Origin of the sequence: Afipia sp. Root123D2, assembly GCF_001425835.1 — a bacterium.
Classification (GTDB): domain Bacteria; phylum Pseudomonadota; class Alphaproteobacteria; order Rhizobiales; family Xanthobacteraceae; genus Afipia.
Window position 1 is genome coordinate 1018612 of record NZ_LMDP01000001.1, and the last position, 14081, is coordinate 1032692.

A 14081-nucleotide genomic window follows, 5' to 3' on the forward strand; every position below is an offset into this window, starting at 1 on the left:
CCGTCAGACCTTGATGTTGTCGATCAGCCGCGTGGTGCCGATTTTGGCGGCGACCAGCAGGCGGACGGGGCCATCCTTCAGCGACGCGATCGGCGCCAGCGTTTCGGCCTGCCGCGCCTCGAGATAGTCGAGCACGAAGCCGGCGTTTTCGATCATCGTCGCGCTATCGGCGAGGGCTGTCTTCACGTCGTCACCGGCGCGAATATGTTTCGCGGCTTCCTTCATCGCACGAAACAATGTCGGTGCCGCGCGCCGTTGATCGGGCGACAGGTAGACGTTGCGCGATGACATCGCGAGGCCGTCGCGTTCGCGCACGATCGGCGCGCCGACGACTTTCACGCCGAGGTCGAGGTCGCGCGCCATCCGCGTGACGACCTTGAACTGCTGATAGTCCTTCTCGCCGAACATCGCGAAATCGGGCCGAACTTGCGTGAACAGTTTGGTCACGACGGTGGCGACGCCGCCGAAGAAATGCGGACGGAAGCGATCCTCCAGTCCGGCGGTGGCAGGACCGGCCGGTGCGACGCGGGTCGAGAAGCCGTCCGGATACATCGTCGCGACGTCCGGGTTCCATACGAGGTCGACCCCTTCAGCCGCAAGCTTGGCGATGTCCTGCTTCCATGTCCGTGGATAGGAGCCGAGATCCTCGTGCGCGGCGAATTGCGTCGGATTGACGAAGATCGAGACCACCACTTTTTTCGCCCGCCGTTTGGCGAGGCGGACGAGCGCGATATGGCCGTCGTGGAGCGCACCCATCGTCGGCACCAGCGCTATGGTTGCGTTGCGCCTGGCGAGTTCATCGCGGGCGCGACGCAGGGACGGGAGCGTACGGGCGATGCCGGGAGATCGGGCCATGGGGTCTCGGTATGTCTGGGGAATGGGAGGTGCGGAATCGGCCGGACCATATCAAACGGACCGACGGATTTGCCAGATCGGCAGGCTGCTTCAGCCAAAGATTGGCGCTCGAAAACGGTCATGCGGTGCCGTTTTTCTGATCAATTGCCCCGGCAAGTTCCGCCGCCAGCGACTGTTGACGGGAACCTTCCGGCCGGTCCGGCATTGGTTACTAACTATCAGCAACTTCAATGTGTTGGGTTTAGACCGAATTCGGTGTGTTGCTGCGCTGCACAACGCAAATGGGGGCTTTCGGTCACAATTTCGGGAATTATATATGTTTCGTCACACAGGTGTGATGAACTCGCTGGACAAGGCGGAAGGATTCTAAAACACTTGAATTAAAGGCGTGAACGATCACGCCGGACAACCTGTCGGAGACGACATGAAACGCGGACTGATTATCCTGCTTGCGGTATGCGCGGTCGCTGTGACCGGCTACTTTACTGCGAGCAAATGGCTGATCCGTCACGAGACGCTGTCGTTCTACGATGCGACGCGCGATCGTCCGGTTGATGTCGATATCGCCATTCGCCGCGACAAGGAAATGCAGGCGAATGCCGGGATGCTGACGCTGCCGGTCGCGATCGTTAATCACGGCAACACCGTCAAATACACCGAGTACTCGTTCCTCGCGAACGTGCTTGCTGCGCGCGGCTACATGGCTATCAGCATTCAGCACGATCTGCCGCGCGACGCGCCGCTCGTGACCAAGGTCGGCGAATTGTACGTCGGCCGTCTGCCGGTTTACGAGCGTGGTATCGCCAACATCGAGTTCGCGATCGCGCAAATGAAGAAGATTCAGCCCCACGCTGACTACGGCCACCTGACCATGGTCGGCCATTCCAACGGCGGTGACATCGCGATGTATTTCGCAAAGCTGCACCCTGACGAGGTGAAGAAGCTGGTGACGCTCGACAACCTGCGCGTGCCGTTCATGACCGACGGCAGGTTCAAGATTTTGTCGTTCCGTTCGAAGGATCCGAACTTCAAGGCCGATCCGGGCGTGGTGCCTGACGACGACCAGTGCGAGCAGTCCGGGATCACGGTTGTGCAGACCGGCTACCAGCACACCGATATGAGCGACCGCGGGCCTGAGAAGGTCAAGGAAAGCATCCAGAACACGCTCAACAAGTTCCTGAGCGACGACAGCACGCTCAAGCCGGTGAACACCGACGCCATCAAGGTGCCGAAGCCCGGGCCGGTTGCCCAGATGGCGCCTGTGAACTGATTGCTGCGCGAAGTCCCTGCGCGCTGATTTTTCGCAAATGGCCGATGCTTCCCTGTCGTGGGTCGTCCGATCCACGGAGGCATTATGCGCGTTGGCTGGCGCAATGATCTCAGGTCCATCCGCCGGTTCAGCTGCTGCACAGGTGCTAGCGAACAGGCGGCATCGGCGCGCCGCAAAGTTGGCCAGCGATTGACCCAGTGCAACGATCACTCCACATAAGATCAATCTGCACGGCGAGTTTGACATGTCCCGCGATCCGACCGCTCCAAAATCTCCTGTGAAAGCGCCTGTGGCGGGCGAGCGCGGATCCATGCCGGACGCCCAGCCGTCGTCGACTTCGGACATCTCCGCCTTCGTCGCCAAGGCGCGCGCGATGGCGGCGACGGCCGGCGGCAAGAGCGGACGGCTGGTGTTCGCGCTCGACGCTACCATGAGCCGCCAGCCGACCTGGGACATGGCGTGTCAGCTTCAGGCCGACATGTTTCGCGAGGCCGGGAGTATCGGCGGGCTCGACGTACGTCTGGTCTATTTCCGGGGGCTCAATGAATGTCGCGCCACCGGATGGATTTCCGATACCGCGAAGCTCGCGCGTCTCATGAGCAAGATCGAGGTGCAGGGCGGTCATACGCAGATTTCGCGTGTGCTGTCCGAGACCCGGCGTGAGGCGGTGAAAGAGGGCGTCCGTGCGCTGGTGTTCGTCGGCGATGCCATGGAAGAGGATGTTGACGATTTGTGCGCCAAGGCCGGCGAACTCGGCCTGCTGAAGGTGCCGTGCTTCCTGTTCCAGGAAGGGCACGATCCGGTGGCGGAGAGTGCGTTCCGCGAGATCGCGCGGCTGTCGGGCGGGGCATGGTGCCGGTTCGATCCGGGCGCCGCGGCGCAGCTGCGCGAATTGCTGCGCGCGGTCGCAGCCTATGCTGCGGGCGGGCGCGAGGCGCTGGTGCGGCTGTCGAAGAGCGTTCCCGGCGCGCATGCGCTGCTGACGCAGTTGAGATAGGATTCATCCCGCCAGCACAGCACCGTTCCGCTCCGGCGTGTTGCCGCACGGCGGTCATTCGTGCTTACCAAGGTGCCGGAACATCATAGATGTGGTGGAGCGGCGACAGGCCGCACCACGGAAACGAAAGCCGCCCGGACCATGCCTACACTGATCGCTGGCATCATCGCTGTCGTGCTGATCTATGCGGCCCTGAACATCATCAAGGGCGCCGATCCGAAGTTCCTCGCCCGCATCATCAGGAGCGGCGGCGGGGTGCTGGCGCTGGCGTTCGCCGCCTTCATCGGCGCGCGCGGCGAGATCGCAGTGGCGGTCCCGATTGCGATTTTTGGCGCGGGGCTACTCGGCTGGTCGCCGTTCGGCGCCAAGCTCGGCGCGGCGTTCGGCAACTGGGGCGGCAACAGCCGCAAATCAAACGGGCAGCAGTCCCAGGTACGGTCCAAATTTGTAGAAATGACGCTGGACCATGACACCGGTGCGCTTGAGGGGCGTCTGACGGCCGGCCCCGAAGCGGGGCGCGTACTCGACGAGTTCACGCTCGACGAGCTTCTTGCGCTGGCGCGAGGCTTCGACGGCGAGAGCTGGGCCCTTCTTGAAAGTTATCTTGACCGCCGGTTTCCCGCCTGGCGTCAAGACGCGCATGACGCAACGGCAGGAGGGTTCCGCGAGGATCGAGGCGCGGCGCCGAGCGGCAAAATGACGCCGGAGGAGGCTTACCAGATCCTTGGCCTGCAGAGCGGGGCGACCCGCGACGAGATCAGCCGGGCGCATCGCTCCCTGATGAAGAAACTGCATCCCGATCAGGGGGGGTCGACGTACCTCGCGGCCCGGGTGAACGAGGCCAAGGATACTTTGCTTCGCACGCATCGCAGCTAACTCCACGCAACACAACGCTACCGTGCGAGCGGCTTCCTTTCGTTCTGTCCGATGCCCCGTGGTCGTCCGCCGTTGGCCGGCGTGATCGATTGAGATTTAAGGTTTTAGAGACCAAACCTTGAGAAAGAGTTGTCATGCGCCGGGCATGGCCGGCGCGGTCGAACTCGCCTCATCAACGACAAAGCTCGCGAAGCAGGACTTCGCGGGCTTTGTCGCACAGTGAGGTGAGGATCAGTTGCGGATCGTGATGCAGCTGATGTCGGAGCGCTTCAGCTTGCGGCAGGCGGCTTCCGCCGAGTCCTGATTGAGGCCGGCAAAGCGTGCGCGGTACAGCGTCTTGCGGCCCTTGGCGACTGTCACGGTTTCGGTGAACGGATCGGCGCTGCCGAGCAGCTTCTGGGCGGTTTCGCGGGCCGTCTCGAGACGCTGGCGGGCTTCGCGTTCGCTCTCCAGCGCGCCGACCTGAATGATCCAGCCGCTGCGCGCGGTCGCCTTAATCGCGCCGTTGTGCTGGATGGTTTCGGTCGCGGGGGCGGGCGCTTGGGCTGCCTGTTCCTGTGCCGGGACTTCAAGTGCCCGGGCCTGTGCGCCGAGGGTGCTGGGCGGCGCGCCGCGATTGGGATCGGCATAGGCGAGAGTCGTGCGCGGCGGTGCCAGCGGCTGGGTGGGGGCCGGACCGACCGTGCCCTGACCAAGGCCGGGACTCTGATGGGAAATCGCGATGGGCAGCGGCGCAGGGAATCTGACCTGCGGTCCAGCTGCGCCGGTGCGAACCGGTTCGACCCGCGGCTTCTCGACCGGTTCGGGCGTACGCGCGGGAAGTGCGCCGGTGGTGGCATGCGGCGCCGGTGCCGCGGCCGCGACTTTGGTACCGCCCATGCGGACGTGAACGGTCTTGACGCGGACCGGCGTCATCGGCTCCTCGGAGCCGGGTACAATCGAGATCGGCGATGAAATCACCCCGCTGGTGAGAGGTGCGGGAGCGGGCTTCTCTTCAACCTGCGGCTGGGTTGGCGCGGTCGGGGCACGCGGGGCAGGCACTGGCACCGGATCAGGCACGGCGGACGCGAGTTGCACCGCGCCCTGGACCTGAACCATCGGAGCGGGCTCGGGCTTCACGCGCGATTTGGCGGCGGAATCCTCGCGAGCGCTTGCTTCGGCGACATCCCTGGGCGCGTTGCGTTCAGTGATGACGGCGACGGTGCGGCGGGTCGCGCCTTCGTCGAGGTTTTCCGCCAGCAGCTTGCGCATGGTGGCGTCGCGCGATGCGCCGCTGCGGCCGCCGAGCACGACGCCGATCAGGTAACGATTGCCGCGCTTGATCGAGGTGAGGAGGTTGAAGCCGGACGAGCGGGTGTACCCGGTCTTGATGCCATCGACGCCGTCGACGCTGCCGAGCAACCGGTTGTGGCCGCGAATGACGCGGCCGCGGAAGGTGAAGGCCTTGGTCGCGAAGTAGCGATAATAGCGCGGGAAGCGATCCTGGATCGCGCGGCCGAGCAGGGCCTGATCGCGCGCGGTGGTGACCTGATCGTCATCGGGAAGGCCCGATGCGTTGACGTAGGTCGTCTTGCTCATGCCCAGCGCGCGCGCCCTGCGCGTCATCATCTTGCAGAACTCCTCCTCGCTGCCACCGAGCGCTTCGGCGACGACCACGGCGGCATCGTTCGCCGAGCGTGTCACCATGCCCTTGATGGCATCCTCAACGCGGATGGTCTGACCGGGCCGCAGGCCGAGCTTGGTCGGCGCCTGCGCTGCCGCATGCGCGGACACTTCCATCGTGGAATCCAAAGTTATCTTGCCGCTCTCGAGACGGTCGAACAGCATGTAGAGCGTCATGACCTTGGTCAGCGACGCGGGGTGACGGATGGCGTCGGCGTTGGTCGCCTGCAAAGTGGCGCCGGAATTGGCATCAACGATCAGCGATGCGAACGGCGGATTGTAGGTGCTGCGCTGGACGTGGTGATGACGGTGCTTGGAATGACGCCGGCGCGCGTCGGCGCTATCGGTGGTGATGAGAACGGCGATCGAAACGGTTGCGAGACCGAGGAGAAGGCAGCGGGCGGTCCGGCTGGACGCGAGTTTGACACCGATCATGAACTTCCTCGTCCAGTTCCCAGACACGTCGCCCCGTTCTGAGGCTAAATTTTGGTCGGCGCGCAGCCGATTTCTCGGGCCGGGTCGTCCGCTCGTGAAGTGCGCGTGTCGACCAGTCTGCCCGGGGTGGTCGGCATCCGGCTAAGAGGCTGGTCGGATGCGGCTTTTTTCCACCACAGGAGTCAGGTCGGCGCAAGCTGCCACGGTAAGTCGCTGCGGTTTCCAAAGGGTTAAGCAACCGTTTCCACAACCAATTGTCTTTGGCTCCAATTTGTGAAAATTGTGCGACGCACAAGATTCTTGACTGTCATTGTGCGATGCCGCATTATGTGGCTGGTCAGGGAACCGCGGTACCTTTCGGCGGTAAATTAATACGGTTTGGAGAAGGATTACGCATGTTCAAAGTTGAAGACTTCCAGCAGCAAAGCAAAGAGCAGTTCGAAGCCGCAGTGGCTTCAGCCAAGACCTTCTCGAACGGTCTTCAGGCGATCGCTGCTGCCTACGGCGACTACTCGAAGAAGTCCTTCGAGGATACCAAATCCTACGTCGAGAAGCTCTCGGGCGTGAAGTCGTTCGATAAGGCGATCGAAGCGCAGACGGAATTCGCGAAGTCGGCCTACGAGACGTTCGTCGCCGAGTCGCAGAAGATCGGCGAACTCTATTCGGATCTCGCCAAGCAGACTTATAAGCCTTTCGAAGGCCTGGTCTCCAAGCTGACCCCTTCGACGACGCACTAAATTTTCGGCTTCCAGATGAGATGCGAAAAGCCCGGCCTTTCGGCCGGGCTTTTTATTTGTCTGCGCCGCACGTGCGGGACGTGGCGTGCTTTGTTTACTTCGCGATCCGCAGCTTCAGCAACGATGCGCCGATCTGGGTGAAAGCCGCGCCAATTCCATCGGCGGTCGACGTCGGGAAGAACGAGCCTTCATCGGCGCAGTATTTGAGAACAGCGGATTCAGGATCGCCGTCGGTGTTGACCTGGATCGTATAGATCGAAGTCTTGCCGTTCTTGATGTCCTTGATGTTGTCGCAGAGAGTTTTCTGCCGCGCATCGATCTGCCATGCCGACTTATACCAGCGGTTCTGGGTGTTCTCGCCGTCGGACAGCAGGATGATCGCGTCGGTATAGATATAATTGGAATCCTTGGCAGGCGTGTTCAGTGGATCACCTTTCTGAAGCGACATCCATGCCCAGAACATCCCGATCGACTGGTTGGTGTTGCCGTTGGCAACGAGGTTGTTGATCTTGCCTTTCAGCGTCGCGTCGTCGCGCGAGTCGTCAGGCTCGGTCGAACCGTAGGCCGGCGTCATCGGCAAGATCGATGAGCCACAGACGTTGTTACCCCGATTGTCTACGTACTCCTTCGCGGGGACGAGTGTCGCTGCAATGCTTGAATCTGGCGCAGTTTTGGTGGTGTCGTAGTCCTGTGCGCGATCCCACACACAGCCCTTCCAGTTCTTAAGGTCGCTGTTGGCCGTCCACTTGCCGCCAGCAGCGATGCACGCGCTTCTGGTGCTCTTCGATTTATTACAACTGCCGTAAGTGGTGTCCCAGTCGAGCCAATTCTTGTAGTCCGCGATTTTGTTGGATCCGATAATGCCGCCTGCGGAGCCGACATTGACCATCACGTTGAACGGAATGATTGAGATGTAGACATCGTCTGCGGTCTTCGCCGATTCCTTCAGCGTGTTGACGAGTTTGATAGCCGCTATCTTCATCGCCTCGAGCTTGCCGGCGCTGTCCATCGAGCCGGTAATGTCGAGCGCGATCGCGACGCGTAGCTTGGTATTGCCCCAAGTTGTCGTGCTGTTGCTGCCGAATTTGATAGTCGGAAAGCCTGCGACCCTCATGAAGTCGGTCTGCATCGATCCGCCGCCGGTCAGCAGGATGGTTGCGCCCTTGCCGGTGTTGGGGGTGAATTTCGCCTCGATCGGGCCGACCGGCGCTTCCGGGTGATTGTAGAGTGCCTTGAAGTACGCCTGCGCTTTTTCCGTGATCTTGTCGTCGCTCAGCGTGCCGGCGGCGGCATCTTTGGAGACCATCAGCGCCGCCGTATCGAGAGCAGTTTGCAATGCGGTACGGGCGTTGTTGACCCGGGCATAATCGATGGCCGCGCCGACGAGGGCGAGCATCGGCAGAATGGCGATCGCGAAGAAAACCGCGACGTTGCCGCTGTCGGCGTGGCGGAACCGCGACGCCGTTGTGCGGGCATATTTGAAAAGTAATGGAGCGTTCATAACGTCACCAGGCAAAAGTGGTTCTGGCACGTCACGTAGGCTTGAGGCGTGAAGAGGTAGTAAAATGCGGCGATGAATAACGGGTACACCGCAGGAAGAGGCTTCGGCCGGACCCCGGGTCCTTGTCCGATGGTCAATGGAGTGTTGTCCGGTTCCGTCAAATTTTAACGAATCCACGGTGCGGAGCGACCCGCGCAACCGGGCAAATGTCGAGGCAATCGTCATGGCTGTCACCAGAAAACAGGCGTTCATCTGGTGACGTTGATAGGAGAGCCGCTGTGAAGGGGCGGTAAAGTTTGCGGATAATCTAGGTAAAATGCCACTTGAGGGCGCTGTTTTGGACCGGTTTCTGGCGGTAGTCTCAATGAAGATTCGACGGCCTCGGCCGCAATTTCATCGAATTACGCAGCGTTTGTTAACCGGAATAGGTCTGGTGGAACGCGATCCCGACATCCGACCAGCGCTTTTCAGGGGCAATTTGCCATGCTTGCGGCAGTCATAAACCGAACCCATATTCAGCAGGCGGGACGCACGGCTATCCAGGGTTGGTTGTGGCTGCAGTCCCCGGGGATTTCGAACGCGCGAGCCATGCTGCACCTGCCTCCACACCTTCAGCCGCCGGAAACGTCGGCAACGACCTTTCGTGCCGCTACCGCGTCGAGCCGTATGGGCAAGGACGATGATCGCACCGGCGGTCCGGTGGGGCCGACCACTTCGGTCATCACCAAAACCAAGCCGAAAACACGGCGGCCGAGTCTGTACCGCGTATTGATCCTGAACGATGACTACACGCCGATGGAATTCGTCGTCCACGTTTTGGAGAAGTTCTTCCAGAAGGACGTTGAAGCTGCGACCAAGATCATGTTGCATGTTCATCACCACGGGATCGGTGAGTGCGGCGTGTTCACATACGAGATCGCCGAGACCAAAGTGACGCAGGTGATGGATTTTGCGCGCAAGCATCAACATCCTTTGCAATGCGTGATGGAAAAGAAGTAGCATTTGGTCAGGATAAGACCCTGGAACCGGGATGCCCTCTGCGGAATTGAGGTTAATAGGTCCGGAACTGGCCGACCGGAAAATTGGCCCGCAATCAAACCTTGCAATGGACTTGAGCGACCAACAGATACGTCCATCGGATACGTAGCGAACGAACAAGTGACGTGAAGCTGGCGGGGGCCACAAAGGAAGCGAATGCCGACTTTTTCTCAAAGCCTTGAACAATCCCTGCACCGCGCGCTGGCGATCGCGAACGAGCGCCATCATCAATATGCGACGCTTGAGCATCTGCTGCTGTCGCTGATCGACGATTCCGACGCGGCCGCGGTGATGCGCGCCTGCAGCGTCGACCTCGACAAGCTACGCGCCAGCCTCACCAACTATCTCGAGACCGAATTCGAGAATCTGGTCGCGGACGGTTCCGACGATGCCAAGCCAACGGCAGGATTTCAGCGCGTCGTGCAGCGCGCAGTGATTCACGTGCAGTCGTCCGGCCGCGAGGAGGTCACTGGCGCCAACGTGCTGATCGCGATTTTCGCGGAGCGCGAGAGCCATGCGGCGTACTTCCTGCAGGAGCAGGACATGACGCGCTATGACGCGGTCAACTACATCAGCCACGGCATTGCCAAGCGCCCCGGCGTGTCCGAGGCGCGTCCGGTACGCGGCGTGGACGAAGAGGCCGATGCCAAGACCGGCGATGATTCCAAGAAGAAGGGCGAGGCGCTTGAGACCTATTGCGTCAACCTCAACAAGAAGGCGCGCGATGGCAAGATCGACCCGGTGATCGGCCGCAACGCCGAAATCAACCGCGCGATCCAGGTGCTGTGCCGCCGCCAGAAGAACAACCCGCTGTTCGTCGGTGAGGCCGGCGTCGGCAAGACCGCGATCGCCGAAGGGCTCGCCAAGCGCATCGTCGACAGCGAGGTGCCCGAGGTGCTGTCCGCGGCCACCGTGTTCTCGCTCGACATGGGAACGCTGCTGGCCGGCACGCGCTATCGCGGCGATTTCGAAGAGCGGCTGAAGCAGGTCATCAAGGAACTGGAGGCGCATCCCAATGCGATCCTGTTCATCGACGAGATTCACACCGTGATCGGCGCCGGCGCGACATCCGGTGGCGCGATGGATGCATCCAACCTGCTGAAGCCGGCTTTGGCCTCGGGCGGCATCCGCTGCATGGGCTCGACCACCTACAAGGAATATCGCCAGCACTTCGAGAAGGATCGCGCGCTGGTGCGCCGGTTCCAGAAGATCGACGTCAACGAGCCGTCGGTGGCGGATGCGATCGGCATCCTCAAAGGCCTCAAGCCGTATTTCGAGGATTATCACAAGCTGAAGTACACCAACGACGCCATCGAGGCGGCGGTGAACCTGTCGGCGCGCTACATCCACGACCGCAAGCTGCCGGACAAGGCGATCGACGTGATCGACGAGTCGGGCGCTGCGCAGATGCTCGTGCCGGAGAACAAGCGCAAGAAGACCATCGGCATCAAGGAAATCGAGACCACGATCGCGACCATGGCGCGGATTCCACCCAAGAGCGTGTCGAAGGACGATGCCGAGGTGCTCAAGCATCTCGAGCAGACCCTCAAGCGCACGGTGTTCGGGCAGGACAAGGCCATCGAGGCGTTGTCGGCGTCGATCAAGCTGGCGCGCGCCGGCCTGCGCGAACCGGAGAAGCCGATCGGCTCGTATCTGTTCTCGGGCCCCACCGGCGTCGGCAAGACCGAAGTGGCGAAGCAGCTCGCGGCGTCGCTGGGCGTCGAACTGATCCGCTTCGACATGTCAGAGTATATGGAGCGGCACACGGTGTCGCGCCTGATCGGCGCGCCTCCGGGCTATGTCGGCTTCGATCAGGGCGGTTTGCTGACCGACGGCGTCGACCAGCATCCGCATTGCGTCGTGCTGCTCGACGAAATCGAGAAGGCACATCCGGATCTCTACAACGTGCTGTTGCAGATCATGGATCACGGCAAGCTGACCGACCACAACGGCAAGCAGGTCAACTTCCGCAACGTCATCCTGATCATGACGACCAATGCGGGCGCCGCCGATCTGGCGCGTCAGGCGTTCGGCTTCACGCGCACCAAGCGGGAAGGCGACGACAGCGAGGCGATCAACCGCCAGTTCGCGCCGGAGTTCCGCAACCGTCTCGACGCCATCGTTTCGTTCGCGCATCTCAATGCGGATGTGATCGGCATGGTCGTCGAAAAGTTCGTGTTGCAGCTCGAGGCGCAACTCGGAGACCGCGACGTCACCATCGAACTCTCCGAACCCGCCAAGGCGTGGCTGGTGAAGGAAGGTTACGACGAACAGATGGGCGCCCGGCCGATGGCGCGCGTCATTCAAGAGTACATCAAGAAGCCTCTGGCGGACGAGGTCCTGTTCGGCAAGCTCAAGGGCGGCGGGCATGTCCGCGTCGTCGTCAACAAGGACGAGCAGGGGCTCGACAAGATCGGCTTCGAATTTGTCGAAGGCCCGGTCACGCCGAAGCCGGAGAAGCTGCCCGGCGCGCGCAAGCGCGCTCCGCGCAAGCCGAAGGGCGGAGACGGCCCAAAGGGGCCGACCAAGGTGCCGCTCGTCAAGGTGTAACAAACAGAAGGCCGGGATCACCTCCCGGCCTTTTCGTTTGCGCGCATGCTTCGACGTCAGCCTGTCTTGAGCACCATCGAGTCGCGGCGGGTGAACAGCAGCGCGATGGCAGCTCCGGTCAGTTCCGCTGCCGCGCCGCCGACATAGGCGAGACGCAGCCCGCTCAGCATGCCGTCCTGCATTCCGCCTCCGGCGTGGCTCGCATAGATCGCGCCGAGAACGGCGATGCCCATGGTGGCGCCGACCATGCGCGTGGTGTTGATCAGACCAGAGGCCGTTCCCGAGCGCGCCGGGCCGACCGCCGCCACAGCAACCGCATTCACCGGCGCGGTGTTGAGACCGAGGCCGGCACCGATGACGACCAGTGAGGCCTGAACGAACCACAGGTTCGGGGAGGCGGTGGCGGCTGCCGCGAGCAACAGCAGTCCGCCGCCCATGCAACCGGTGCCGCCGACCAGCATGGCGCATGTAGGCATAACAAAAAAGCCGGCAGCGATGCTGCCGGCTTCAACGTCATGGGAAACCCGAAATTCTCCAGCGGCCGACGTCAGCCGAGATGTTTCAGCGTCTCGGTGATGACGTCGAATTTTTCTTCGATCGCCTGACCGGCGACGTGACCGATGCCCGCCGCAACAAGGCCGCCGGCGGCAATGACGAGCAGGGAATCAAGACCGATGCCGGCGGTGTCGTCGGTGATAAAACCTTCCACTTTTCGTCGGATCGCTTTGCGGCGCGTAGCGAAGTCGACCACCTTGCCGGTCTCGCTGTCGCGCGCGAAGGCGAGACCGGCTTGATCATGGCTCCGCCACACGGTCTTCGCTGAAATCGTTTCGCCGCGATGACGGATGGTGAGGTTGAGGGCGTCCGGCAACGATGTGCCGTCTGGAAATGAAATGCGTGCGCCGTCCTTCGAATAATTGCGGACGATGCAATCGAAAACCGATTGCCGCTCGTTGAAGTCGACTGCTGCTCCGTAGAGCACGCGCCCCCTCCGGGTTTTCCGCCGCTCGATCATGTTTCCAATGCTCTGTTTACGAATTGTTCATCATACCGTGGCGGTCGGGGGACGTAAGACAAAGGTGGATTGCGATTGCCATCAAAGTTAACGCACGCGTGCCTTGAAATGACCGGTAACGGCGCCATTTCAGCTCAAATCCGGCATTTCCGACAGATGGGCTTCCATGCCACCTGCGATTTTGCGATTCGTCGCGAGCCTGTGCGCCGTGCTGGTGGTGGCGAGCGCTGCTGTCGCCGAGGATGCTGCGCCGGCCCCTCATGACAGCGCTGCTGCCACCAACAGGCCCGCAGGGTCCAGCGATGCCGCTGCGCGCGAGGCGATGTGCCTGATGATCGAATCTGCGGCGTCGGCGCATGGCCTGCCACTCGAGTTCTTCGCCCGTGTGATCTGGCAGGAGAGCCGCTTCCAGCCGGACGCGGTCGGGCCGGTGACGCGCAGCGGCGAGCGCGCGCAGGGTGTCGCACAGTTTATGCCGGGCACGGCCAGTGAGCGGCGTCTGCTCGATCCGTTCGATCCGGTTCAGGCCCTTCCGAAGTCCGCCGAGTTTCTTGCCGAGCTGCGAACACAGTTCGGCAATCTGGGTCTGGCGGCGGCGGCCTATAATTCAGGTCCGCGCCGGGTCCAGGAATGGATTGCCGGTACCGGTTACATGCCCGCGGAGACCCGCAACTATGTCTACGCCATCACCGGAACATCGGTGGATGACTGGGCGTCGGCGGGGAGGGGCGATGCCGTGAAGCCGCGTGACAAGCCATCCGGCTGTCGCGAATTGATGGCGTTGCTGACGCGTGCACCGAATCCATTCATCGCCGGTCTCGAACAGCGCGTGAAGCTCGGCACCGCCAGCCCGTGGGGCGTGCAGCTCGCGGCCGGGTTCTCCCGCGACAAGGCGCTGGCGATGTATGCACGGGCGATGAAGCGGCTCAGCGGGGTCGTCGGCGATCGCGATCCCAATCTTCTCAGTTCGGTGCTGCGCAGCCGTGGCACCCGGGCGTTTTGTCAGGTCAGGATCGGCGCCGACACCCGCGCCGCGGCGGACGATCTGTGCGCGAAAATTCACCGTACGGGCGCAGCCTGCATCGTGTTGCGCAATCGCGGCATTCGCGGTTGACCAGTCTGTTTCGGCATCGCCCATGATTTGT

General features: G+C 62.0%; 12 protein-coding genes. 7 read left to right on the plus strand and 5 right to left on the minus strand.

Annotated elements, in window-relative coordinates:
- Positions 1–3 precede the first annotated feature (3 nt).
- Positions 4–855 (minus strand): pantoate--beta-alanine ligase, encoded by an 852-nt coding sequence (gene panC / locus ASC80_RS04970; protein WP_056293412.1) that lies wholly within the window; start codon positions 853–855, stop codon positions 4–6.
- Positions 856–1279: 424 nt separating this feature from the next.
- On the opposite strand from panC, the gene ASC80_RS04975 reads away from it, so the two are divergent.
- The 3 genes from ASC80_RS04975 (at position 1280) to ASC80_RS04985 (ending at position 3998) form a co-directional block, all read left to right on the plus strand.
- The gene (locus ASC80_RS04975) at positions 1280–2125 is read left to right on the plus strand and encodes an alpha/beta fold hydrolase (protein WP_056293413.1); all 846 of its coding nucleotides are present in this window, start codon (positions 1280–1282) and stop codon (positions 2123–2125) included.
- A gap of 244 nt (positions 2126–2369) precedes the next feature.
- Entirely contained in the window at positions 2370–3122 is a 753-nt protein-coding gene (locus tag ASC80_RS04980) for a vWA domain-containing protein (RefSeq protein WP_056293414.1), read from the plus strand.
- Between the two features lie 141 nt (positions 3123–3263).
- Positions 3264–3998 (plus strand): DnaJ domain-containing protein, encoded by a 735-nt coding sequence (locus ASC80_RS04985; protein ID WP_056295622.1) that lies wholly within the window; start codon positions 3264–3266, stop codon positions 3996–3998.
- A 231-nt stretch (positions 3999–4229) separates the two neighbouring features.
- On the opposite strand, the gene ASC80_RS04990 is transcribed toward ASC80_RS04985, so the two are convergent.
- Positions 4230–6095 (minus strand): D-alanyl-D-alanine carboxypeptidase, encoded by a 1866-nt coding sequence (locus ASC80_RS04990; RefSeq protein ID WP_056293415.1) that lies wholly within the window; start codon positions 6093–6095, stop codon positions 4230–4232.
- 395 nt (positions 6096–6490) lie between these two features.
- Here ASC80_RS04990 and ASC80_RS04995 point away from each other — a divergent pair, with 395 nt between their 5' ends.
- Positions 6491–6832 (plus strand): phasin family protein, encoded by a 342-nt coding sequence (locus ASC80_RS04995; protein WP_056293417.1) that lies wholly within the window; start codon positions 6491–6493, stop codon positions 6830–6832.
- Between the two features lie 94 nt (positions 6833–6926).
- Here the strand turns inward: ASC80_RS04995 and ASC80_RS05000 are convergent, their stop codons facing one another.
- A complete protein-coding gene (locus tag ASC80_RS05000) occupies positions 6927–8333 on the minus strand; it encodes a TadE/TadG family type IV pilus assembly protein (RefSeq protein ID WP_056293419.1) in 1407 nt (468 codons plus the stop codon).
- A 666-nt stretch (positions 8334–8999) separates the two neighbouring features.
- Here ASC80_RS05000 and clpS point away from each other — a divergent pair.
- Together clpS and clpA are read left to right on the plus strand one after the other, a co-directional pair.
- Positions 9000–9332, plus strand: coding sequence for an ATP-dependent Clp protease adapter ClpS (gene clpS / locus ASC80_RS05005; RefSeq protein ID WP_056293421.1), 333 nt, complete (start codon positions 9000–9002; stop codon positions 9330–9332).
- 195 nt (positions 9333–9527) lie between these two features.
- Positions 9528–11921, plus strand: coding sequence for an ATP-dependent Clp protease ATP-binding subunit ClpA (gene clpA, locus ASC80_RS05010; protein WP_056293423.1), 2394 nt, complete (start codon positions 9528–9530; stop codon positions 11919–11921).
- 56 nt (positions 11922–11977) lie between these two features.
- Here the strand turns inward: clpA and ASC80_RS05015 are convergent, their stop codons facing one another.
- Positions 11978–12397, minus strand: a complete 420-nt coding sequence (locus tag ASC80_RS05015) for an MFS transporter (protein ID WP_156464261.1) — start codon at positions 12395–12397, stop codon at positions 11978–11980.
- Positions 12398–12468: 71 nt separating this feature from the next.
- Positions 12469–12936 (minus strand): PilZ domain-containing protein, encoded by a 468-nt coding sequence (locus ASC80_RS05020; protein WP_056293429.1) that lies wholly within the window; start codon positions 12934–12936, stop codon positions 12469–12471.
- A 166-nt stretch (positions 12937–13102) separates the two neighbouring features.
- Between ASC80_RS05020 and ASC80_RS05025 the strand changes: the two genes are divergently transcribed.
- On the plus strand, positions 13103–14050 hold the full coding sequence (locus ASC80_RS05025) for a lytic transglycosylase domain-containing protein (RefSeq protein WP_082512407.1): 948 nt from the start codon (positions 13103–13105) through the stop codon (positions 14048–14050).
- The last annotated feature ends 31 nt before the right edge of the window (positions 14051–14081 follow it).

Coding starts and splice junctions, on each gene's coding strand:
- panC (WP_056293412.1), bottom strand. CDS start 855: ATGGCCCGATCTCCCGGCATCGCCCGTACGCTCCCGTCCCTGCGTCGC.
- ASC80_RS04975 (WP_056293413.1), top strand. CDS start 1,280: ATGAAACGCGGACTGATTATCCTGCTTGCGGTATGCGCGGTCGCTGTG.
- ASC80_RS04980 (WP_056293414.1), top strand. CDS start 2,370: ATGTCCCGCGATCCGACCGCTCCAAAATCTCCTGTGAAAGCGCCTGTG.
- ASC80_RS04985 (WP_056295622.1), top strand. CDS start 3,264: ATGCCTACACTGATCGCTGGCATCATCGCTGTCGTGCTGATCTATGCG.
- ASC80_RS04990 (WP_056293415.1), bottom strand. CDS start 6,095: ATGATCGGTGTCAAACTCGCGTCCAGCCGGACCGCCCGCTGCCTTCTC.
- ASC80_RS04995 (WP_056293417.1), top strand. CDS start 6,491: ATGTTCAAAGTTGAAGACTTCCAGCAGCAAAGCAAAGAGCAGTTCGAA.
- ASC80_RS05000 (WP_056293419.1), bottom strand. CDS start 8,333: ATGAACGCTCCATTACTTTTCAAATATGCCCGCACAACGGCGTCGCGG.
- clpS (WP_056293421.1), top strand. CDS start 9,000: ATGGGCAAGGACGATGATCGCACCGGCGGTCCGGTGGGGCCGACCACT.
- clpA (WP_056293423.1), top strand. CDS start 9,528: ATGCCGACTTTTTCTCAAAGCCTTGAACAATCCCTGCACCGCGCGCTG.
- ASC80_RS05015 (WP_156464261.1), bottom strand. CDS start 12,397: ATGCCTACATGCGCCATGCTGGTCGGCGGCACCGGTTGCATGGGCGGC.
- ASC80_RS05020 (WP_056293429.1), bottom strand. CDS start 12,936: ATGATCGAGCGGCGGAAAACCCGGAGGGGGCGCGTGCTCTACGGAGCA.
- ASC80_RS05025 (WP_082512407.1), top strand. CDS start 13,103: ATGCCACCTGCGATTTTGCGATTCGTCGCGAGCCTGTGCGCCGTGCTG.